At 74.5% G+C, this 22,910-nt stretch carries 16 protein-coding genes; 12 read left to right on the top strand and 4 right to left on the bottom strand.

Going from position 1 to position 22,910, the window contains the following annotated elements:
* Positions 1-129: 129 nt before the first annotated feature.
* The 4 genes from glgX to KIN34_RS11685 are packed head-to-tail and all read left to right on the top strand — an operon-like array spanning position 130 to position 10,209.
* Positions 130-2,412: a glycogen debranching protein GlgX gene (glgX, locus tag KIN34_RS11700; protein ID WP_214350674.1), complete on the top strand. Its 2,283-nt coding sequence runs from the start codon at positions 130-132 to the stop codon at positions 2,410-2,412.
* Positions 2,409-4,916, top strand: coding sequence for a malto-oligosyltrehalose synthase (gene treY / locus KIN34_RS11695; protein WP_214350671.1), 2,508 nt, complete (start codon positions 2,409-2,411; stop codon positions 4,914-4,916). The genes glgX and treY overlap by 4 nt, the downstream gene beginning before the upstream one ends.
* Entirely contained in the window at positions 4,913-6,715 is a 1,803-nt protein-coding gene (gene treZ / locus KIN34_RS11690) for a malto-oligosyltrehalose trehalohydrolase (RefSeq protein ID WP_214352068.1), read from the top strand. The genes treY and treZ overlap by 4 nt, the downstream gene beginning before the upstream one ends.
* Positions 6,712-10,209 carry a proline dehydrogenase family protein gene (locus tag KIN34_RS11685; protein WP_214350667.1) on the top strand — a complete coding sequence of 1,166 codons (3,498 nt, stop codon included), beginning with the start codon at positions 6,712-6,714 and terminating at the stop codon, positions 10,207-10,209. The genes treZ and KIN34_RS11685 overlap by 4 nt, the downstream gene beginning before the upstream one ends.
* On the opposite strand, the gene zapE is transcribed toward KIN34_RS11685, so the two are convergent.
* Entirely contained in the window at positions 10,149-11,183 is a 1,035-nt protein-coding gene (zapE, locus tag KIN34_RS11680; protein WP_307858202.1) for a cell division protein ZapE, read from the bottom strand. The two genes, KIN34_RS11685 and zapE, sit on opposite strands and share 61 nt — an antisense overlap.
* 342 nt (positions 11,184-11,525) lie before the next feature.
* Here zapE and KIN34_RS11675 point away from each other — a divergent pair, with 342 nt between their 5' ends.
* The 8 genes from KIN34_RS11675 (at position 11,526) to KIN34_RS11640 (ending at position 19,201) form a co-directional block, all read left to right on the top strand.
* Positions 11,526-13,184, top strand: a complete 1,659-nt coding sequence (locus KIN34_RS11675) for a nitrite/sulfite reductase (RefSeq protein WP_214350661.1) — start codon at positions 11,526-11,528, stop codon at positions 13,182-13,184.
* Complete coding sequence (locus tag KIN34_RS11670) at positions 13,181-13,435, top strand: hypothetical protein (RefSeq protein WP_214352181.1); 255 nt, start codon at positions 13,181-13,183, stop codon at positions 13,433-13,435. The genes KIN34_RS11675 and KIN34_RS11670 overlap by 4 nt, the downstream gene beginning before the upstream one ends.
* Complete coding sequence (locus tag KIN34_RS11665; RefSeq protein ID WP_214350659.1) at positions 13,432-14,151, top strand: phosphoadenylyl-sulfate reductase; 720 nt, start codon at positions 13,432-13,434, stop codon at positions 14,149-14,151. The genes KIN34_RS11670 and KIN34_RS11665 overlap by 4 nt, the downstream gene beginning before the upstream one ends.
* Positions 14,148-15,089: a sulfate adenylyltransferase subunit CysD gene (cysD, locus tag KIN34_RS11660; protein WP_214350657.1), complete on the top strand. Its 942-nt coding sequence runs from the start codon at positions 14,148-14,150 to the stop codon at positions 15,087-15,089. Before KIN34_RS11665 ends, cysD begins: the two co-directional genes overlap by 4 nt.
* Positions 15,089-16,543, top strand: coding sequence for a sulfate adenylyltransferase subunit 1 (locus KIN34_RS11655; RefSeq protein ID WP_214350654.1), 1,455 nt, complete (start codon positions 15,089-15,091; stop codon positions 16,541-16,543). The genes cysD and KIN34_RS11655 overlap by 1 nt, the downstream gene beginning before the upstream one ends.
* The gene (gene cobA / locus KIN34_RS11650; RefSeq protein ID WP_214350652.1) at positions 16,543-17,727 is read left to right on the top strand and encodes a uroporphyrinogen-III C-methyltransferase; all 1,185 of its coding nucleotides are present in this window, start codon (positions 16,543-16,545) and stop codon (positions 17,725-17,727) included. Before KIN34_RS11655 ends, cobA begins: the two co-directional genes overlap by 1 nt.
* 123 nt (positions 17,728-17,850) lie before the next feature.
* On the top strand, positions 17,851-18,657 hold the full coding sequence (locus tag KIN34_RS11645; RefSeq protein ID WP_214350650.1) for a dihydrofolate reductase family protein: 807 nt from the start codon (positions 17,851-17,853) through the stop codon (positions 18,655-18,657).
* A gap of 58 nt (positions 18,658-18,715) precedes the next feature.
* Positions 18,716-19,201 carry a hypothetical protein gene (locus KIN34_RS11640; RefSeq protein WP_214350647.1) on the top strand — a complete coding sequence of 162 codons (486 nt, stop codon included), beginning with the start codon at positions 18,716-18,718 and terminating at the stop codon, positions 19,199-19,201.
* Positions 19,202-19,278: 77 nt separating this feature from the next.
* Here the strand turns inward: KIN34_RS11640 and cuyB are convergent, their stop codons facing one another.
* The 3 genes from cuyB to gnd are packed head-to-tail and all read right to left on the bottom strand — an operon-like array spanning position 19,279 to position 22,729.
* On the bottom strand, positions 19,279-19,986 hold the full coding sequence (gene cuyB, locus KIN34_RS11635) for a cysteate racemase (RefSeq protein ID WP_214350644.1): 708 nt from the start codon (positions 19,984-19,986) through the stop codon (positions 19,279-19,281).
* The gene (locus tag KIN34_RS11630) at positions 19,983-21,272 is read right to left on the bottom strand and encodes a carboxylate--amine ligase (RefSeq protein WP_214350642.1); all 1,290 of its coding nucleotides are present in this window, start codon (positions 21,270-21,272) and stop codon (positions 19,983-19,985) included. Before KIN34_RS11630 ends, cuyB begins: the two co-directional genes overlap by 4 nt.
* Positions 21,269-22,729 carry an NADP-dependent phosphogluconate dehydrogenase gene (gene gnd / locus KIN34_RS11625; protein ID WP_214350640.1) on the bottom strand — a complete coding sequence of 487 codons (1,461 nt, stop codon included), beginning with the start codon at positions 22,727-22,729 and terminating at the stop codon, positions 21,269-21,271. The genes KIN34_RS11630 and gnd overlap by 4 nt, the downstream gene beginning before the upstream one ends.
* Positions 22,730-22,910: the final 181 nt, after the last annotated feature.

Below are 22,910 nucleotides of genomic sequence, written 5' to 3'. Positions count from 1 at the left end.
GACGACCAGCCGACCAGGTCGGCGCCGGCGGCGCAACACCGGGTACGCCGGCGCGCAACCGCGCGTCGTGTGACGAAGTCACCCCGGCCTGCCCGCGCCGATGTGGGCGGTCACTGGCACCCTGAGCGCATGCTCATCTGGCCCGGACGCCCCTACCCCCTCGGCGCCACCTACGACGGCAGCGGCACCAACTTCGCGCTGTTCTCGGAGATCGCCGAACGTGTCGAGCTCTGCCTCATCGACCCCGACGGGACGGAGACGCGCGTCGAGCTCGTCGAGGCCGACGCCTTCGTGTGGCACGGCTACGTGCCCGCGGTGCAGCCCGGGCAGCAGTACGGCTACCGCGTGCACGGGCCGTACGACCCCGAGAACGGCCACCGCTGCGACCCCTCCAAGCTGCTGCTCGACCCGTACGCCAAGGCCATCCACGGCCAGGTCGACGGGGACGCGTCGCTGTACTCCTACCGGTTCGACGACCCGGCGCAGCGCAACGAGGAGGACTCGGCGCCGCACACCATGACGTCGGTGGTGATCAACCCGTACTTCGACTGGGGCCACGACCGGCCGCCGGAGCACGAGTACCACGAGTCGGTGATCTACGAGGCGCACGTGCGCGGGCTGACGAAGCTCCACCCGGCGGTGCCCGAGGAGCTGCGCGGCACGTACGCCGGCCTGGCCCACCCCGCGGTCATCGAGCACCTCAAGCAGCTGGGCGTCACCGCGATCGAGCTCATGCCGGTCCACCAGTTCGTCAACGACCCCTCGCTGCAGGAGAAGGGGCTGTCGAACTACTGGGGCTACAACACGATCGGGTTCTTCGCGCCGCACAACGCGTACGCCGCCTTCAGCCAGCCGGGCCAGCAGGTCCAGGAGTTCAAGGCGATGGTCAAGGAGCTCCACGCGGCGGGCATCGAGGTCATCCTCGACGTCGTCTACAACCACACGGCCGAGGGCAACCACCTGGGGCCGACGCTCAGCTTCCGCGGGATCGACAACGCGAACTACTACCGCCTGGTGGACGAGGAGAAGGAGCACTACTTCGACACCACCGGCACCGGCAACTCGCTGCTCATGCGCTCGCCGCACGTGCTGCAGCTGATCATGGACTCGCTGCGCTACTGGGTCACCGAGATGCACGTCGACGGCTTCCGGTTCGACCTGGCCGCGACGCTGGCGCGCCAGTTCCACGAGGTCGACCGGCTGTCCGCGTTCTTCGACCTGGTGCACCAGGACCCGGTGGTCTCGCAGGTCAAGCTCATCGCGGAGCCGTGGGACGTCGGCGACGGGGGCTACCAGGTCGGCGGGTTCCCGCCCCTGTGGTCGGAGTGGAACGGTCAGTACCGGGACACCGTCCGCGACTTCTGGCGCAGCGAGCCCTCGACCCTCGGGGAGTTCGCGAGCCGTCTGTCCGGCTCGTCGGACCTGTACGAGCACACGGGCCGCCGTCCGATCGCGAGCGTCAACTTCATCACGGCGCACGACGGGTTCACGCTGCGGGACCTGGTCTCCTACAACGAGAAGCACAACGAGGCCAACGGCGAGGACAACCGGGACGGCGAGGGCTGGAACCGGTCCTGGAACTGCGGTGCCGAGGGGCCGACGGACGACGCGGCGATCAACGCGCTGCGCGCACGGCAGCAGCGCAACTTCCTGGCGACGCTGATGCTCTCGCAGGGCATCCCGATGCTCGCGCACGGTGACGAGCTGGGGCGCAGCCAGCAGGGCAACAACAACGTCTACTGCCAGGACAACGAGCTCTCGTGGGTGGACTGGGACCTCGACGAGACGAGCACGGAGCTGCTCGCGTTCGCCCGGCGGGTCGTGCAGCTGCGCCAGGACCACCCCGTCTTCCGGCGCCGCCGCTTCTTCGCGGGCGCGCCCGAGCACGGCGGGGAGTCGGAGCTGCGGGACATCGCGTGGCTCGCGCCCTCCGGAGAGCACATGGCCGACGAGGAGTGGAACAACTCGATGGCGCGCGCCGTCTCGGTGTTCCTCAACGGCGACGCGATCGCCGAGCCGGACATGCGCGGCGAGGAGATCGTCGACGACTCGTTCCTGATCCTGTTCAACGGGCAGCCCGAGCCGACGTCGTTCACCATCCCCGACGGCGAGTACGGGGAGCTGTGGACGGCCGTGCTCGACACGGACTCGCAGGTGGAGCCGGGCGACACGGCGAGGCCCGGCGAGGAGCTCGCGCTCGCCCGGCACTCGATGGTGGTGCTGACGCGACCGCCGATCCAGCCGATCCCGTCGGTGTCGGGCTCGGGCGCGGTCGCGGCAGCGGCACGCGAGTCCGCGAAGGTCACTCCCCCGCCGACCCGCGAGCAGCGCGAGGCCGCTGCCGAGCCGGCGAAGCCCAGGCGGGCACGGCGCAAGGTCCGCGACGGCGCGCCGACGGACGGGGCGCAGTGACCGACGCGCGCCAGACACCTGCGCGCCGGCTGCCCGCACCGGGCCGCGCGGTCCCGGTCTCGACGTACCGGGTGCAGCTCGGCGCCGACCTGACGCTGGACGACGTCGCGGCGCGCGTGCCGTACCTCGCGTCGCTCGGCGTCACCCACGTCTACCTCTCGCCGATCCTGCGCGCCGCGCCGGGCTCGACGCACGGCTACGACGTGGTGGCGCACGACGAGGTCTCCCCCGTCCTGGGCGGGCTGCCGGCCCTGCGCCGGCTGGCCGCCACCGCGCACGACGCGGGGCTCGGTCTGGTCCTCGACATCGTGCCCAACCACATGGCCGTGCCCACGCCCGTCTGGCACAACGCCGCGCTGTGGTCGGTGCTCGCGCACGGTCCGGACTCGCCGTACGCCGCGTGGTTCGACGTGGACTGGTCCGCCGGCGAGGGCGCGGTGCTCATGCCCGTGCTCGGCGACCGCATCGGGACCGTCGTCGCCCGCGGGGAGATCGAGCTCACCGAGCAGGACGTCCCCGGACACGGCGTGCGGACCGTGCTGCGCTACTACGACCACGTGTTCCCGGTGCGGGAGGGCACCGAGCAGCTGCCGCTCGTCGAGCTGCTCGAGCGCCAGCACTACCGCCTCGCGTACTGGCGCGTGGCGGACGAGGAGCTCAACTACCGCCGCTTCTTCGACGTGGGCACGCTGCTCGCCGTCCGGGTCGAGGACCCCGAGGTCTTCGAGGCGACGCACCGGCTGGTGCTCGACCTGCTGGCCGACGGCACGCTCGACGGGCTGCGCATCGACCACCCGGACGGGCTCGCGGACCCGGCGGGCTACCTGGCCCGGCTGCACGAGGCCAGCGACGGCGCGTGGGTGGTGGTGGAGAAGATCCTCGAGGGCGACGAGGACCTGCCCTCCGACTGGGACACCGCGGGCACCACGGGCTACGACGCGCTGTGGCGGATCCAGCAGACGTTCGTCGACCCCGGCGGCGCCGCACCGCTCGGCGCGCTCATGCACCGGCTGACGGGCGACGCGTCCGACGACTACGCCCACGTCGTCGAGCAGGCGAAGCGCGAGGTGGTCGACGGCCCGCTGTACGCCGAGGTGTACCGGCTCACCACGCTCGCCGCGAGCATCTGCTCGGACGACCTGCGCCTGCGCGACCACACGTGGCGCGCCCTGCACGAGTGCCTGGTCGAGCTGCTGGTGGCGTTCGACCGCTACCGCGCGTACGTCGTGCCCGGGGAGCCCATGCACCCGGACTCGGCGGCGTCGCTCGAGCACCCGGCCGCGATCGCCCGCACCCGCATGTCCGCCGAGCGCGGCGCGACCATGGACGTCGTCGTCGACCTGCTCGCCGGTCGCGAGGTGGGCAGCGCGGGACGCACCCGCGGCGAGCGGCGAGACGAGCTCGTGGTCCGGTTCCAGCAGACGTGCGGCGCCGTCACGGCCAAGGGCGTGGAGGACACCGCGTACTACCGCTGGACGCAGCTCGTCGGGCTGTGCGAGGTGGGCGGCGAGCCCGCGCGGTTCGCGTTCACGCCGACCGACCTCGCCGCGTGGGCCGCGCGGCAGCAGGTCGCGGCGCCGCTGGCGATGACGACGCTGTCCACGCACGACACCAAGCGCAACGAGGACACGCGCAACCGCCTCGGCGTCCTCAGCGAGCGACCGCAGGAGTGGGCGGCGCTGGTGGCGCAGGTCCGTGCGGCGACCGCGACGTACCGGGCCGCGCACGTGGACGGCCGAGCCGAGCAGTGGCTCTGGCAGACCCTCGCCGGCACGTGGACGGAGGCCGGCGCCATCGCCGAGGACCGGCTGACCGAGTACCTCACCAAGTCGCTGCGCGAGGCCAAGCAGCACACGTTCTGGACCGCACCCGACGAGGCGTACGAGCGCGCCGTGCTCGACCTGGCCCGTCAGGCCCGCCAGGACCCCGTCGTGGCCGCCCTGTTCACGGAGTGGGAGCAGCTGACCCGTGCCGCCGTCCGGGCCGCGACGCTCGGCACCAAGCTGGTCCAGCTCACGCTGCCGGGGGTGCCGGACGTCTACCAGGGCAGCGAGGTCGCCGAGCCGACCCTGGTGGACCCGGACAACCGCCGCCACGTCGAGCTCGAGCCGCTCGTCGCGCGGCTCGAGCGGCTCGACGAGGGCGCCGGACCGCGCGACCTGTCCGACGAGAAGCTGCTGGTGACGTCGCGCGCCCTACGGGTGCGCCGGGACTTGCCGGAGGCGTTCGTCGGCCCGGACGCGGGCTACGTGCCGCTCGCGCACTCGTCGGGCCAGTCCGTCACGTACGCCCGGACGGTCGACGACGAGCCGCGCGTGACCGTCGTCGCGACGCGCCTGGCCTCCTCCGTGGACCGCCTCGGCGGCTGGGCGGACCACACGGTCGGCGTCCCCGACGGCGACTGGGTGGACGTGCTCACCGGCCACGAGGTGGCGGGCGGCGTGGTCCCCGTCGCTCCCCTGCTCGACCGGCTGCCGGTCGCGCTCCTGGTGAAGGTGGTCTGACCGTGCGGGTGTGGGCTCCGGACGCCGGACGGGTCGGCCTGGTCGCCGGCGACGACGAGCACGCGATGGTGCGGCAGGACGACGGGTGGTGGTCGGGTCCGGAGCTGCCGGACGGGACGGACTACGCGTTCCGCGTCGACGGCGGCCCGCCGCGCCCGGACCCGCGCAGCGCGTGGCAGCCGCACGGCGTGCATGGGCCCAGCCGCACGTTCGACGCCACGACCTTCGGCTGGACCGACGAGGGCTGGGCGGGCCTCGACGTGCGCGGGCGCGTGCTCTACGAGCTGCACGTCGGGACGTTCACCGCGGCGGGCACGCTGGACGCGGCGGTCGAGCACCTCGAGGACCTCGTCTCGCTCGGCGTCGACGTGGTGGAGCTCATGCCGCTCGCGCCCTTCGACGGCGACCGCGGCTGGGGCTACGACGGCGTGGGGCTCTGGGCGGTGCACGACGCGTACGGCGGCCCGGCCGCGCTGCAGCGCTTCGTGGACGCCGCCCACGCGCACGGGCTCGGCGTGTGCCTCGACGTGGTGCACAACCACCTCGGACCGGCCGGGGCCTACGTCGGCGACCTGGGCCCGTACTGGACCGACGCGCACGCGACGCCGTGGGGCGCGGCGATCAACCTGGACCAGCCGGGCTCGCGCGGCGTGCGGGACTGGATCATCGGCTCCGCGCTGCGCTGGCTGCGCGACTTCCACGTCGACGCGCTGCGCCTCGACGCCGTCCACGAGCTGGCGGACGACTCCGAGCCGCACCTGCTGGCCGAGCTGTCCGACGCGGTGGCGACGCTGTCCGACGAGCTCGGCCGGCCGTTGTCCCTCGTCGCGGAGACGGACCTCAACGACCCCGTGTCCGTGACGCCGACGGCCGCGGGCGGCTGGGGCATGACCGCGCAGTGGGCGGACGACGTGCACCACGCGATCCACGCGCTGGTGACGGGAGAGCGGCACGGCTACTACGTCGACTTCGGCACCCCCGCGACGTTGCGGCACGCGCTCACGAGGGTGTTCGTCCACGAGGGCGGCTGGTCGACCTTCCGCGGCCGCGACTGGGGGCGTCCGGTGCCGGCCGGTACCGACGGCCACGCCTTCGTCGTCTGCGTGCAGAACCACGACCAGGTCGGCAACCGGGCGCTCGGCGACCGTCCGTCCGAGCGGCTCGCGGCCGGTGTGCTCGCCGCCGAGGCCGCGCTCCTGCTGCTCTCGCCCTTCACCCCGATGCTGTTCATGGGCGAGGAGTGGGGCACGCGCCGCCGGTTCCCGTTCTTCACGTCCTACACCGACCCGGAGCTCGCCCAGGCGGTGCGCGAGGGCCGCCGCGCCGAGTTCGCCGGCCACGGGTGGGAGGGCATCTACGGCGGCGAGGTCGAGGTGCCGGACCCGCAGGACCCCGCCACACGCGACGCCGCGGTCCTGGACCGCGGCGAGGTGCGCTCCGGCCCCGGGGCCGCGGAGCACGGCCGGCTGCTCGACTGGTACCGCCAGCTCGTGGTCCTCCGCCGGTCCGTGCCCGACCTGGGGTCCGGTGACCTGGCGGCCACCGACCTGCGCTGGGACGGTCCCGACGACGCCGACGGGCCCTGGCAGGGCGTGCTCGTGCTGCGGCGGGGCGCGGCGCTCGTCGTGCTGAACCTCGACGAGAGCGAGCGCGAGGTGGAGCTGCCGCCCGGGCCGTACGAGGTCGCCGCGGCGTGGTCCCCCGTGCGGCCCCGGCCCGGCGCGCTCGTCGTCCCCGGCCGGTCCACCGCCGTCCTGGTCCCGGCGCTCGACGGGACGGACGACCGGGGCGCGGCATGACGCCGTCCGTCGCCCCGTCGCTCGCGGAGGAGGCCGTCGCCCTGGTCGAGCGGTGGCTCGCCGAGTCCGCCGAGCTGCCGGTCGACGCCTCCGCCGCGCAGCTCGCGGCGGCGCTGCAGGACCCGGCGGGGCTCCCGTTCGTCGTGGGGTTCGTGGACGGCGTGGTCCGGCCGCAGGACGTGCACGTCGCCGCCCGCACGCTGCGCACGCTGTCGCGGCGGCCGCCCCGCTTCCTGCCCGCCGGCCTGCGGGTGCTCCTGCGCGTCGGCGGGGCCCTCGCGCCCGTGCTGCCCCACGTGGTGGTCCCGGCCGCGCGCCGCGTGCTGCGGCACCTCGTCGGGCACCTGGTGGTGGACGCGACCGACCGGCGCCTGGGCGTGGCGGTGGCCCGGCTGCGTCGAGACGGGGTGCGCCTCAACGTCAACCTCCTCGGCGAGGCGATCCTCGGCCGCCGCGAGGCCGCGCGTCGGCTCGCGGGGACGCAGCGGCTGCTCGAGCGCGACGACGTCGACTACGTCTCCGTCAAGGTCTCCTCGACCGTCGCGCCGCACAGCCCGTGGGCGCACGAGGAGGCCGTGGCCGACACCGTCGAGCGCCTCCGTCCGCTGTTCCGCCTGGCTGCCTCGAGCACGCCGACGAAGTTCGTCAACCTCGACATGGAGGAGTACAAGGACCTCGACGCGACGCTCGAGGTGTTCACCACGCTGCTCGACGAGCCCGAGCTGCTGCACCTCCGGGCCGGCGTCGTGCTGCAGGCGTACCTGCCGGACGCGCTGCCCGCGATGCAACGGCTGCAGGGGTGGGCGGCCGCCCGGCGGGCGCGCGGCGGTGCGCCGGTCAAGGTCCGGCTGGTCAAGGGCGCGAACCTGCCGATGGAGCGCGTCGAGGCGGAGCTCCACGGCTGGCCGCTCGCGACGTGGCACACCAAGCGCGAGTCGGACACCCACTACAAGCGCGTCCTCGACTGGGCGCTGCAGCCGGACCGGGTCACGAACGTCCACGTCGGGGTCGCGGGGCACAACCTGTTCGACGTCGCGTACGCGTGGCTGCTGGCGGGGCGCCGCGGCGTCCGCGACGCGGTGGACTTCGAGATGCTGCTCGGCATGGCGTCCGGCCAGGCGGAGGTGGTGCGGCGCGAGGTCGGCGGGCTCGTGCTGTACACGCCCGTCGTGGCGCCGCGGGAGTTCGACGTCGCGATCGCGTACCTGATCCGGCGGCTCGAGGAGGGCGCCTCGACCGACAACTTCATGTCGGCGGTGTACGACCTCGCGAGCGACCCGGCGCTGCTCGCCCGCGAGCGGGACCGCTTCCTCGCGTCGGTCGCCGCCCTCGACGACCCGGTGCCGGCGCGGCACCGGACCCCGGACCGGTTCGCCGCCGTCGAGCGGCGTCCGGGGCCGGGGCACTTCGTCGGGACCCCGGACACCGACCCTGCCGTCCCCGAGAACCGCGCGTGGGCCCGGGCCGTGCTCACCCGCGTCCCGACCTCCCGGCTGGGCGAGGACACGATCGCCGCGGCGTGGTTGCGCACGCCGGCCCAGGTCGACGAGGCGGTCGAGGGCGCGCGGCGCGCCGCGGCTCCGTGGGCGGCGCTGACGCCCGACGAGCGTGCGGCGGTGCTGCACCGCGCGGGCGACGAGCTCGACGCGCACCGCGCGGAGCTGCTCGAGGTGATGGCGGCCGAGGCGGGCAAGACGCTCGACCAGGGCGACCCCGAGGTGTCCGAGGCGGCGGACTTCGCGCACTACTACGCGGAGCTCGCCCGGGACCTCGTCGGCGTCGACGGTGCCCGGTTCTCCCCCGCGCGGGTCACGCTGGTCACCCCGCCCTGGAACTTCCCGGTCGCGATCCCGGCCGGGTCCACGCTCGCCGCGCTCGCGACCGGATCGGCCGTGCTCCTGAAGCCCGCGGGCCCCGCCCAGCGCTGCGGCGCCGTGCTCGCGGAGGTCCTCTGGCGAGCGGGGGTGCCCCGTGACGTGCTGCGCCTGGTGCAGGTCGACGAGCACGAGCTCGGCCGCGAGCTGGTCGCGCACCCCGACGTCGACCGGGTGGTGCTGACCGGCGCGTACGAGACCGCGGCGCTGTTCCGGTCCTTCCGGCCCGACCTGCCGCTGCTGGCGGAGACGAGCGGCAAGAACGCGATCGTGGTGACGCCCAGCGCGGACCTGGACCTCGCCGTGCGGGACGTCGTCGCGTCCGCCTTCGGCCACGCGGGCCAGAAGTGCTCGGCGGCGTCGCTCGTCGTGCTGGTCGGCTCCGTGGCGACCTCGCGGCGGTTCCGCGACCAGCTGCTCGACGCCGTGTCGTCGCTCGTCGTGGGCTACCCCGACGACCCCCGCACGCAGCTGGGACCCGTGATCGAACCTGCCGCCGGCAAGCTGCTGGCGGGGCTGACCGAGCTCGCGCCCGGGGAGACCTGGGCGCTGCGGCCACGTCCGCTCGACGCGTCCGGACGCCTGTGGACACCCGGCGTGCGCACGGGGGTCCGGCGCGGGGCGCCCTCGCACCTCGTGGAGTACTTCGGCCCCGTGCTGTCCGTGATGACGGCCGCGGACCTCGACGAGGCGCTCGAGCTCGTCGACGACGTCGAGTACGGCCTCACCTCCGGTCTGCACTCCCTCGACCCGGACGAGATCGCCGCCTGGCTGGCGGGCGTGCGTGCCGGCAACCTCTACGTGAACCGTGGCACCACCGGCGCGATCGTCCGGCGGCAGCCGTTCGGCGGCTGGAAGCGCTCGGCCGTCGGACCGGGCGCCAAGGCCGGCGGCCCGGGCTACCTCGACGCGCTGGGCACGTGGTCGCCGGCGCGCGCGACGCAGGGCGCGGACGTCACCGACGGGGGCGTGCTCGCCCTCCTCGCCGCCGCCCGCGCCACCCTGCCGCACGACGAGGCGGCCGCGGTCGAGCGCGGTGCGCGCAGCGACGCGCTGGCCCTGGCCACCCGGTTCGCGGCGAGGGACGTCAGCGGCCTGACCGCGGAGCGGGACGTGCTGCGCCACCTCCCCTACGACGAGCCCGCGCTGGTCCGCGGCGCCGCCGGAGCAGCGGCGGGACCGCTCGTCCGCGTGGTCGCGGCTGCGACGGCGGCCGGCGCGCGGGTCGTGGTCTCGGTCGCCGACGACCTCCCGCCGGCGCTCGCCACCGCGGTCGGCGCCGTCGCCGACTTCGTGGTCGAGGACGACGAGGCCTGGCTCGCCCGCCTGGCGCGGCTCGACGGCGGACGCGTGCGCCTCGTCGGGGGCACCGCGTCGACGACCGTCCCGGCCACCGGGGGCCGCCCGGACGTGGCCGTCTGGGACCACGAGGTCACCGAGTCCGGACGCGTCGAGCTCGTGCCGTTCCTGCACGAGCAGGCGGTCAGCATCACGGCGCACCGCTTCGGCACGCCGCACCACCTGACGGACGACGTGCTGCGCGCGGAGACCGCCGTCGGTCAGCCGACGAGCGCGGCGCCGTCCGCCGCGAGCGAGCCCAGGCGGGACAGCGCGCGGTAGTACTTCTTGCGGTAGCCGCCCGCGAGCATCTCCGCCGAGAACAGCTCGTCGGTGCCGCCGCCGCCCAGCAGCACCGGCACGTCGCGGTCGTACAGCCGGTCCACCAGGACGACGAGCCGCAGCGCGACGTCCTGCCGCGTGACGGGGTGCACCCCCGTGAGGCCGACGAGGGTGGTGCCGTCGAGCAGCGCGCCGTAGCGGCTCGGGTGGACCTGGGCGAGGTGGTCGAGCAGCGCGCCGAACGGGTCGAGCGTCGCGCCGGGCCGGCCGCTGACCGCGCCGCGGACCGCGTCGTCGGGCAGGGGCGCGCCGTGCTCCACCGAGCGGTGCCGGTAGTCCTCCCCGTCGATCCGCAGCACCTCGAACCGCGCGGCGAGCGCCTGGATCTCCCGGAGGAAGTCCTCGGCGGCGAACCGGCCCTCCCCGAGCGACTCCGGCAGGGTGTTCGACGTCGCGGCGAGCGCGACCCCGCGGTCCGCGAGCTCGCGGAGCAGCCGGGACATCAGGACCGTGTCCCCGGGGTCGTCGAGCTCGAACTCGTCGATGCCGACCAGACGGAACTCGGCCAGCGCGTCGACGGTCTGCCGGAAGCCGAGCGCGCCGACGAGGTTGGTGTACTCGACGAACGTGCCGAAGGCCGCCGTCCCCCCGTCGGCGACGACCGCGTGCGCGAGCGCCGCCAGCAGGTGCGTCTTGCCCACGCCGAACCCGCCGTCGAGGTAGAGCGCCTCCGGCTCGCTGCGCCGGCGGCGGAACCACGACGTGGACGACGAGCCGGCGGCGGCGATCCGGGCGGCGGCGGCACGGAGCCGCTCGACGGCCGCGCCCTGGCTGGGGTGGGCCGGGTCCGGCACGTAGCTCGCGAACGACGCCTGCGCGAAGTGGGCCGGCGGGACGAGCTCGGCGACCAGGCGCTGCGGCGGGACGACGGGCACGACCCCGGCCAGGGAGCGGGCGCTGGGGGTGGCGGTCACGAGGGTCGAGGATACGTCCACGCGTCGGTCGGAGCCGCGTCCACATGTCGTCACACCCATCTCACCATCCGGTCTGGGACTCCCGTGCCGCCCGTGCGCGTGTGACCCTCGCTCCATGACCTCGTCCTTCGTGCGCGCGTGTCGGCCCTGTGCCGGCTCGGCAGCGTGCGCTCGGACGTCCATGTGCATGTGCTGCTGTCTGCGGAGCAACTGACCCGCCCCGTCCCCCGACACCCCGGGCGCGCGGTCTGTGCCCGGAGGGATGGACCCAGCCACGTGCTGACCCGCGTCCCTGCCCCAGGTGCAGCCGTTCGGCCATGAACGTCCTGGAGGTAGCGCCACATGGCGCAGACCCGGATCGCCCCACCCGCCGCCAAGCTCGAGGGCCAGTGGGCCTTCGACCAGCGTGAGCCGCTCAACGGCAACGAAGCGCTCAAGCAGGCGGACGACGGCCTCAACGTGCGCCACCGCATCGAGACGGTCTACGCCCAGCAGGGCTTCGACTCGATCCCCGGCGACGACCTGCGCGGCCGCATGCGCTGGTGGGGGCTGTACACGCAGCGCAAGCCCGGCATCGACGGCGGCAAGACCGCCACGCTCGAGCCGCACGAGCTCGACGACTCCTACTTCATGCTCCGCGTGCGGTGCGACGGCGGGACGCTCACGCTCGCCCAGCTGCGGACCGTCGCCGGCATCTCGCGCGAGTTCGGCCGCGACACCGCCGACATCACCGACCGTCAGAACATCCAGCTGCACTGGATCCGGATCGAGGACGTGCCCGAGATCTGGCGCCGGCTCGAGGCGGTCGGGCTCTCGACCCAGGAGGCGTGCGGCGACGTGCCGCGCGTGATCCTGGGCTCGCCCGTCGCCGGCGTCGCCGCCGACGAGATCATCGACGGCACGCCCGCGATCAAGGCGATCCAGGAGCGCTACATCGGGGACCCGTCGTTCTCGAACCTGCCGCGCAAGTTCAAGACGGCGATCAGCGGCTCCCCGCACCAGGACGTCGCGCACGAGATCAACGACGTCGCGTTCGTCGGCGTGGTGCACCCCGAGCTCGGCCCCGGCTTCGACCTGTGGGTCGGCGGCGCGCTGTCGACCAACCCCATGCTCGGCAAGCGCCTCGGTGCCTTCGTGACCCTCGAGCAGATCCCGGACGTCTGGGTGGGCGTCGTGTCGATCTTCCGCGACTACGGCTACCGCCGGCTGCGGACGCGTGCGCGGCTGAAGTTCCTGCTCGCCGACTGGGGGCCGGAGCTGTTCCGTCAGGTCCTCGAGGAGGAGTACCTCGGGTACCACCTGTCCGACGGTCCGGCGCCGCCCCCGCCGCCCACCGGCAACCGTGACCACGTGGGCGTCCACCCGCAGAAGGACGGTCGCTTCTACGTCGGCGCCGCGCCGACCGTGGGTCGGCTCTCCGGCCCGGTGCTCGAGGCGATCGGGGACGTGGTGGACGCCGCCGGCTCGGACCGGGTCCAGCTGACCACCGAGCAGAAGCTCGTGGTGCTCGACGTGGCGGCCGACCGGGTCGACGCGCTCGTCGCCGGTCTCGAGGAGCTGGGCCTGCGCGTGCGGACGGCGTCGCAGTTCCGCCGCGGCACCATCGCGTGCACGGGCATCGAGTTCTGCAAGCTCGCGATCGTCGAGACCAAGGGCCGCGCGACGGCGCTGGTGGGCGAGCTCGAGAAGCGCCTGCCCACCTTCGACCAGCCGATCACCATCAACGTCAACGGCTGCCCCAACTCGTGCGCGCGCATCCAGACGGCCGACATCGGCCTCAAGGGTGCCCTCGCGCAGGGCGAGGAGGGCTACCAGGTGCACCTCGGCGGCGGCCTGGGCATGACCAGCGGGCTCGGCAAGACCCTGCGCGGGCTGCGCGTGCCGGCGTCGGAGCTCGAGGACTACGTCGAGCGGGTCGCGCGGCGGTTCGACGAGCAGCGGGTCGAGGGCGAGCTCTTCGCCGAGTGGGTCCAGCGCGCCGCCGAGGACGACCTGCGATGAGCAGCGGCTCCGAGGGCCAGCGGGCGGTGCCGTACTACTGCCCGTTCTGCGCGAGCGAGGACCTGTGGCCCGCGGGCGAGACCCACGGCCAGTGGCAGTGCCGGGCGTGCACCCGCGCGTTCGCGCTGCGCTTCGTCGGGCTCGCAGCGGCCACGGCAGCAGCACCCACCACAGCGACATCCACCACAGCGACACCCACGCACGCGACCGACCCGGTCCTGCCGGACCGAGCACGGGAGGAGACGCGATGAGCACCACGACACCGGCGGTGGCCGACCTGTCGCCCGACGAGCTGCGCGCCTACGTCGAGCGCGCCGGCGCCGAGCTCGAGGACGCCCACCCGGAGGAGATCCTGGCCTGGGCCGGGGCCACCTTCGGCAGCGACCTCGTCGTCGCGTCCTCGATGGGCGACGAGATCCTGGTGCACATGGCGGCCCGGGCCGTGCCCGGCATCGACGTCATCTTCCTGGACACCGGGTACCACTTCGCGGAGACCATCGGCACGCGGGACTACTACGCCGACTTCACGCCGATCAACCTGCGCACGATCCTGCCGCTGCGCACCGTCGCGGAGCAGGACGCCGAGCACGGCCCGCGGCTGCACGACCGCGACCCGAACCTGTGCTGCGCCCTGCGCAAGGTCGAGCCGCTCGAGCGCGGGCTCGCGCCCTACGGCGCGTGGGTCACCGGCATGCGGCGCGAGGACGCCCCCACGCGGACGGACATCCCCGTCGTCGGCTGGGACGCCAAGCGCGGCAAGGTCAAGCTCAACCCGCTCGCCGCGTGGACCCAGGCGCAGGTCGACGAGTACGTCGAGACGAACGGCGTCGTGCTCAACCCCCTGCGGCAGTCGGGCTACGCGTCCATCGGCTGCGGCCCCTGCACGCGCGCCGTGGCCCCGGGCGAGGACCCGCGGGCCGGGCGCTGGTCCGGTACCTCCAAGACGGAATGCGGTCTGCACACATGACGCCCACGCCCACCCTCGACCCCGTCGAGGCACCCGCCGCCGGCTCGCGGCTCACCCAGCTCGACGCGCTCGAGTCCGAGGCGATCCACGTGATGCGCGAGGTCGCGGGCGAGTTCGAGCGGCCCGTGCTGCTGTTCAGCGGCGGCAAGGACTCGATCGTCATGCTGCACCTCGCCCGCAAGGCCTTCTGGCCCGCGTCGGTGCCCTTCGCGCTGCTGCACGTGGACACCGGGCACAACTTCCCGGAGGTCCTCGCGTACCGCGACGCCACCGTCGCCGAGCACCACCTGCGGCTCGTCGTCGCGCACGTGCAGGACGCGATCGACGACGGCCGCGTGGCCGAGCGCCCGGACGGCTCGCGCAACGCCCTGCAGACCGTCCCGCTGCTCGACGCGATCACCGCGAACAGGTTCGACGCCGTGTTCGGCGGCGGGCGGCGCGACGAGGAGAAGGCGCGTGCCAAGGAGCGCGTGTTCTCCCTGCGCGACGAGTTCGGCCAGTGGGACCCGCGCCGGCAGCGACCCGAGCTGTGGGACCTCTACAACGGCCGCCACAAGCCGGGCGAGCACGTCCGCGTCTTCCCGCTGTCCAACTGGACCGAGCTGGACGTGTGGCGCTACATCGAGCGGGAGGGCATCGAGCTCCCGGCGATCTACTACACGCACGAGCGCGAGGTCTTCCTGCGCGACGGCATGTGGCTCGCGCCGGGCGGGTGGGGCGGGCCACGGTCCGACGAGGTGCTCGAGACCCGGACCGTGCGCTACCGCACGGTCGGGGACATGAGCTGCACGGGCGCGGTCGAGTCGACCGCCGCCACGGTCGCCGACGTCATCGCGGAGGTCGCCGCCAGCCGGCTGACCGAGCGCGGGGCGACGCGCGCCGACGACCGGGCCTCCGAGGCCGCCATGGAGGACCGCAAGCGCGAGGGCTACTTCTGATGACGACGACCACGAGCACGACGACGGCCGCCGCGGGCTCGGCGGCCGAGCACGCGCAGCGCGAGCTGCTGCGCCTGGCGACGGCCGGTTCCGTCGACGACGGCAAGAGCACGCTCATCGGCCGCCTGCTCTACGACACGAAGTCGGTCCTGGCCGACCAGCTCTCGGCCGTGGAGCGCGCGACGCTCGCACGCGGCGCGGCGGCGGGCGAGGTCGACCTCGCCCTGCTCACCGACGGGCTGCGCGCCGAGCGCGAGCAGGGCATCACCATCGACGTCGCGTACCGGTACTTCTCGACCGCCCGGAGGGCGTTCGTGCTCGCGGACACGCCCGGGCACGTGCAGTACACGCGCAACATGGTCACGGGCGCGTCGACGGCGCAGCTCGCGATCGTGCTCGTCGACGCCCGCAAGGGGGTGCTCGAGCAGACCCGCCGGCACGCCACGGTGGCCGCGCTCCTGGGCGTCCCGCACGTGCTGCTCGCGGTCAACAAGATGGACCTGGTCGACTTCGACGAGGCCACGTTCCGCGCGATCGCGCAGGAGTTCGCGACGTACGCGACCGGGCTCGGCCTGCCCGACGTGCTCGCGGTGCCCGTCTCGGCGCTGGCCGGCGACAACGTCGTCGACCGCTCGACGCGCACGCCCTGGTACGCCGGCCCGACGCTGCTCGAGCACCTCGAGCAGGTGCCGACGGACGACGCCCTCGCCGACGCCCCGCTGCGGCTGCCGGTGCAGGTCGTCATCCGTCCGCGCACCGCGGCGTACCCGGACTACCGCGGGTACGCGGGCCGCATCGCCTCCGGCACGGTCCGGGTCGGCGACTCCCTCACGGTCCTGCCGTCGGGGAAGACGAGCGTCGTCGCGGCGATCGACACCTTCGACGGTCCGCTCGAGCAGGCGTCGGTGGGCCGGTCCGTCACCGTGCGCCTGGCCGACGAGCTCGACGTCTCGCGCGGGGACGTCCTGGTCCCCACCCCGACCACCGACGCGGACGCGGGCACCACGGTGGGCCAGGACCTGGTCGGCACCGTGTGCTGGCTGTCCGAGCGTCGGTCCGTGCTGGGCGCCCGCCTGCTGGTGCGGCTCGGCACCCGGACGGTGCGGGCGCTGCTGCGGGAGGTCGACGCGCGCCTCGACGTCGACACGCAGACCGTCGAGCTCCTGAGCGGCGTCGACACGCTGCACGCGGTGGACGCGACCGACACCTCGTCGGACGCGGCCCCCTCGGGGCTCGGGCTGAACGCGATCGGGCGCGTCCGCGTGCGCCTCGCCGAGCCGGTCCTGCTGGACGACTACGCGGCGCACCGCGGGACCGGGGCCTTCCTGCTCGTGGACCCCGCCGACGGCACGACGCTCGCGGCCGGCATGGTCGGGCCGACGCTGCTGGACCGGCTCGCGCCGGAGCCCGACGAGGACGCGGACGCCGACTGGCTCGCGGGAGCGGGCATCTGATGCACGGGCTCTTCCTCGACCTGCGCGGCCGGCGCGTCGTCGTCGTCGGCGGCGGGCCCGTCGCGGCCAGGCGCACCGCGCGGCTCGTCGAGGACGGGGCGGACGTGCTCGTGGTCGCCCCCGCCGTGTGCGAGGACCTGGCGGCCCTGGCGGCCGCGGACGCCGTGCGGTGGACGGCGCGCGACTACGCGCCCGGCGACCTCGCGGGCGCGTGGCTGGCGCACACCGCGACGGGCGTGCGTTCGATCGACGACCGGGTCGCGGCCGACGCGGAGACGGAACGGATCTGGTGCGTCCGCGCGGACGACGCCGCGGCCTCCTCGGCCTGGACGCCCGCCGTGGCCCGTGCGGGCGACGTCACGGTGGCCGTGAGCGCCGGCGGCGACCCGCGCCGGGCGGCGGCGCTGCGCTCCGCGATCGCCGTGCTCCTGGACACCGGCGGCCTGCCGCTGCGGCACCACCGCGCGCCCGCGGCCGGGCACGTCACGCTCGTCGGCGGCGGTCCGGGCGATCCCGGGCTCATCACGACGCGAGGGCGGCGCGCGCTCGCCGAGGCCGACGTCGTCGTCGTCGACCGGCTCGCGCCCCGCGCGCTGCTCGCGGAGCTCGCGGACGACGTGGAGGTCGTCGAGGCGGGCAAGGCGCCGCACGCGCACACGCTCACGCAGACCGAGATCAACGCCGTGCTGGTCGAGCGCGCCCGCGCCGGCAAGCGCGTGGTCCGGCTCAAGGGCGGCGACCCGTACGTGCTGGGCCGCGGCGGCGAGGAGGTCCTCGCGTGCACCCAGGCCGGCGTCCCCGTCACCGTGGTGCCCGGCGTGACCAGCGCGATCGCCGTCCCCGGCGCGGCCGGGATCCCGGTCACCCACCGCGGCCTGGCCCGCCAGGTGACGATCCTCTCGGCGCACGACACGACGCCCGACTGGGCCACGCTGGCCCGGCTCGAGGGCACGCTCGTCCTGCTCATGGGCGTCGCCCGGATCGCCGCCTACGCCGACGCGCTCGTCGCGCACGGCCGCGACCGCGGGACCCCCGTCGCCGTGGTCGAGAACGGGACGCTCGCCTCCCAGCGCACGACCGTCGGGACGCTCGGCACCATCGCGGACCTGGCGCGCGAGCGCGGCATCGGCAACCCCGCCGTGGTCGTCGTCGGCGACGTCGCCTCCCTCGCCGACGTCCACTGACCCGGGCGGCCCGCCCGGTCGGCCCGGTCGGCCCGGGCGGCACGGTCGGCCCGGTCGGCCCGGACGAACGGCCCTCCCGTCACGTCCCGCGCACCCGGCGCCGGAGCCGTCTAGGTTGCGTGCATGACCGACGTGCCCGCGCTCGACGTCCTGCTCCCCCGCGCACCGCTCACCCCGGTCCGGCTCGAGCCGCGGGACGACGAGGCAGAGCTCGTCGACCTGCTCGCGCGCGCACGCCCGGAAGGCCGGGGCGACGTCATGGTGCGCGCGAACATGATCGCGACGCTCGACGGTGCGGCCACCGGCCCGGACGACGTCACCGGCTCCATCAACGGTCCGGCGGACCTGCGGGTCTTCCGCGCGCTGCGCACGGTGGCCGACGTCGTGCTCGTCGGCGCCGGGACCGTCCGCCAGGAGCGGTACCGCGGGATCGACCTGCCGGCCGCGCTCGAGGAGACGCGTCGCGCGCACGGGCGCGCGGAACCGCCGCGGCTGGCCGTGGTGACGCGACGCGGTGACGTGCCCGACGAGCTGCTCGGCACCGACCTGCCGCCGCTCGTCGTGACCGTGGCGTCGAGCCCCCGGCTCGGGGAGCTGCGTGACCGCATCGGCGCCGAGAGCGTCCTCGTGGCAGGCGACGGCGACGGGGACGGGCCGGTCGACCTCGGGCTGGCGCTCGGGCTGCTCGGCGACCTCGGGCTGACCGACGTCCTGACGGAGGGCGGTCCCGCGCTGCTGGCCGGCCTGCTGCAGCGTGGTCTCGTCGACGAGCTGTTCCTCACCTGGAGCCCCACGATCGTCGGGGGCCCGGCCCCCCGCGTCCTCGCGGGGGCACCGTGGCTCGCGCCGCCGGTCGACGCCACGCTGGTCCACCTGCTGCACGCCGACGGGGTGCTGCTCGGGCGGTGGCGGCTGCACGCCACGGCGTGACCCGGCCGGGCGTGGTGGGGCGCCCCGCGGCGCCCGTCGCGACGACTAGGCTCTGCCCGTGACCGACACGATCCTGGTCCTCATCGAGGACACCCTCGCGCCCGTCGACATCCAGCACCTGCTCGCGCTGCACGCGGGCGAGGAGCTCGAGTACCGGGTGCTGGTCCCCGCGGACTCCGAGCGCCCGCTGCTGCCGACCATCGTCGACGACCTGGGCCTCGGCGAGATCAAGGACGCGCTCGCGCGCCTGCGCGGCAAGGAGCCGACGGTCCGCGAGGCCACGGCGACCGCCGAGGAGCGCCTGGGCGCCACGCTCGCCGAGTTCGCCGCCGCCGGCCGCCGGGCCACCGGCGCCGTGGTCTCCGACGACCCGCTCCCCGCGGTCCGCGAGACCGTCGCGTCGGGCGAGGTCCGTGAGCTCGCCGTCGTGACCTACCCGCACGCGTGGCTCGACACGTTCCACCAGGACTGGGCCTCGCGGGCGCGCGACGTGCTGCAGGTCCCGGTCCTGCACCTGTACTCGGGCACGTCCGAGCTCGGCTGAGCGCACCTCACCCGCACGGCGCAGGGACCGGCGGGGCGGGCACGGGACCTCCCGGCGCGCCCCGTCGGCGCCGCCAGTCAGTCCCGGAGCGTGTGGCCCGCGCGCACCACCGTGCGCCGGGCCAGGACGTCGAGCGAGTCGACGTAGCGCGGGTCCGCCAGGAGGCCGGCCTCGTCGGCGACCACCGACAGCTCGGTGCACCCGAGCAGCGCGACGTCCGCCCCGCGCGCGACGAGCCGGTCGACGACCCCCTGCAGCGCGGCCACGTCGGCGGGCCGACCGGCCTTCACCTGGTCGTAGATGATCGCCATGACGGTCGCCTGGTCGGCCTCGTCGGGCACCAGGTACTCGAGGCCCGCGGCCTCGACCGCGTGCTGGTAGACGCCGGCCGCGAGCGTGCCCGACGTCGCGAGCACGCCGACCTTGCGCGCGGTCCCGCGCCGGTCGATCTCCGCGACGGCCTCCTCGACGATCGAGAGCACGGGCACGCCCGCGGCCTCGACGACCTGCTGCGTGAAGTGGTGCGCGGTGTTGCACGGCACGACGACGAACGCGACCCCGAGCGCGCTCAGACGGCGCGCGTCGGCGGCCATGACCGGCCCCGGGTCCTCGTCGGACTCGCCCAGGATGAACGCCGTCCGGTCGGGGATGGAGGAGTGCTGCAGCACGACGAGGTCGACGTGCTCCTGGTCCCGACCGGCGCTGGTGAGCCGCACGACCTTGTCGAGGAAGCAGACGGTGGCCTGCGGCCCGACTCCCCCGATCACGCCGACGAGGTCGCTCACGCCGCCCCCTCGGGCCGGTACGCCGCCAGGCGCGCCTCCCCGACCGGGTAGTGCCGCGCGTACTTGCGCACCTGGTTGAGCTGCGCGAGGCACAGGTACGCGATGCGCCGCGGATCGGTCTCGGCGCGGTACCACAGGGGGTTGGTCGCACGACGCGACCGGCCCAGCGAGCGCACGCGCGCGCGCATGGTCGGGTCCGCGACGTACCGACGCAGCAGCCACCGGGGCAGGACCGTGTACAGGTGCGGCTCGACGAGCTGCGTCGCCGCTCCGGGCGGGAGCGGGTCGAGCCCCTGCACGTGCTCGCGCACGTAGAGCTCGGCCGTGTTGCGCCCGCCGGCCGTGATGTAGAAGTTCGACCGGCCGAGACGCGGGTTGAGCTCGAAGAAGACCGTGCTGCCGTCGCGCGGGTCGTGCTTGAGGTCGAAGTTGGCGTAGCCCGTCCAGCCGAGCGCCTCGAGCAGGCGGGTCGCCTGGGCCACGAGCGCGTGCTCCTCGCGGGTCACGATGCCCGCGGGGTTGCCGAGGGCGCCGGGCGTGTGCTCCTCGAGCAGCACGTGACCGAACGCCGCGAACCGCACGGTCCCGCTGCGGTCGCTGTAGCAGGTGAGGATCCGCATGCCGGAGTCGTCGCCCGGGATGTAGTCCTGGATCACGAACCCGCCCTGGTACCCGGAGGCGCGGACGCGGCCCAGCAGGTCCGCCAGCTCCTGCGGGGAGCCGACGGTGTGCACCTTCTTCTTCCCGGCGAACTCGATCGCGTGGTACGCGGCGGTGTCCGCGGCCTTCGCGATCACCGGGAAGCGCAGGCCGGACACGTCGGGCGTGCCGCCGCCCTGCACGTCGTGGACCACGGTCGTCGGGTGCCCGAGGCCGTGCTCGCGGCACAGCTCGCCGAACAGCTCCTTGTCGGTCACCTTGTCGAGGGTCGCGCGGGGCACGTACGGGATCGTGTACAGGTCCTCGAGCTGCTCGCGGCTCTCGACGACGAGACGCACCAGCCAGTCGGCGCTGCCGAGCAGCACCAGACGCCGCCCGGCGTGCTCGGCGGCGATCCGGCGCAGGGTCGCGACGAGCGTCGCGGGGTCCTCCAGCCCGGGCTCGACGACGTTGTGCAGGATCCGCGAGTGCCGCACGAGCCCCGTGGAGACGGTCGACACGACGACGGCGCGCACGCCGTAGGCCTCGTGGAACGTGCGGGCGATGCTGTACGCACCGATGTCGCCGCCCAGGACGACCGGCTGGAGGTCGTCCTGGGCGACGGCGGCGCGCTGCCGACGACTCACGCGGGCTGCTCGGTGCGGTCGCCCGACCACAGCGTGTGGAACGTGCCCTCGCGGTCCGTCCGGCGGTAGGTGTGCGCGCCGAAGAAGTCACGCTGCGCCTGGATCAGCGCCGCGGGCAGGCGCTCCGCGCGCACGCCGTCGTAGTACGCCAGCGACGACGAGAACGCGGGCGTCGGCACGCCGTGCAGCGCGGCGCCGGACACGATCCGCCGCCAGGCCTCGACCCCGTTGCCGACGGCGCCCGTGAAGTACGGGTCCGCGAGCAGGAGGGGCAGGTTCGCGTCGCGCTCGTACGCCTCCGTGATCCGGTTGAGGAACCGGGCCCGGATGATGCAGCCGCCGCGCCAGATCCGCGCCATCGCGCCACGGTCGATGTCCCAGCCGAACTGCGCGGACGCCGCGGCGATCTGGTCGAAGCCCTGCGAGTACGCGACCACCTTCGACGCGTACAGGGCGAGCCGCACGTCCTCGACGAAGGCGTCGCGGTCGGTGATCTCCCACGGCGTGGTCGCCGCCGGGAGCGTGCCGACCGCCGCCTCGCGCTGCGGCACCCCGCCGGACAGGGCGCGGGCGAACGTGGCCTCCGCGATGCCGGTGATCGGCACGCCGAGGTCGAGCCCGTTCTGCACGGTCCAGCGACCGGTGCCCTTCTGCTCCGCCTGGTCGAGCACGATGTCGACGAAGGCGCTGCCGGTCTCGGCGTCGACGTGCTGCAGCACGTCGGCCGTGATCTCGATGAGGAACGACTCCAGGTCGCCCGTGTTCCAGTCGGCGAAGATCTGCCCGATCTCGGCCGCGGACGCGCCCAGCCCCTGCTTGAGCAGGTCGTACGCCTCGGCGATGAGCTGCATGTCCGCGTACTCGATGCCGTTGTGCACCATCTTGACGAAGTGCCCGGCGCCGTCGGGGCCCACGTACGTGCAGCACGGGACGCCGTCGACCTTGGCGGAGATCTTCTCGAGGATCGGGCCGAGCGACTCGTAGGACTCGCGCGTGCCGCCGGGCATGATCGAGGGTCCGAGCAGCGCGCCCTCCTCGCCGCCCGAGACCCCCGAGCCGACGAAGTGCAGGCCCTGGGCCCGCAGCGCGTTCTCGCGGCGCACGGTGTCCGGGAAGTGCGCGTTGCCGGCGTCGACGACGATGTCGCCCTCCTCCAGCAGCGGCACCAGCTCGTCGATCACGGCGTCCGTGGCCGCGCCCGCCTTGACCATGACGACGATCTTGCGCGGCCGCTCGAGCGAGGCCACGAAGTCCTCGACCGACTCCGACGGGACGAACGTGCCCTCGTCACCGTGGTCCTCGACGAGCGAGGCCGTCTTGGCCCAGGACCGGTTGTGCACCGCCACCGTGTAGCCGTTGCGGGCGAAGTTGCGTGCCAGGTTGCGGCCCATGACCGCCAGCCCCGTGACACCGATCTGCGCGGTCCCGGTCTGCGTGCCAGGTGCGTTGTCGACCATGCTGCGAGGTGCTCCTTCGGGTCGTCGGCTCGGCGACGCGCGGGCATGACGCGCAGGCGGTCCGGCCGGGGTTGGGTGCCCGGCTCAGCCTAGTGCGCCGCCCGGACGGGCTCCTGCGCGCGATCACGGGGCAAGACGACCGAAGGCCGCCGCACAGGCGCCGCGGCCGAAGGCCGCCGCA

This window comes from Cellulomonas fulva (genome assembly GCF_018531375.1).
Lineage (GTDB): Bacteria > Actinomycetota > Actinomycetes > Actinomycetales > Cellulomonadaceae > Cellulomonas > Cellulomonas fulva.
This window is presented reverse-complemented; position numbering and strand designations above follow the sequence as displayed.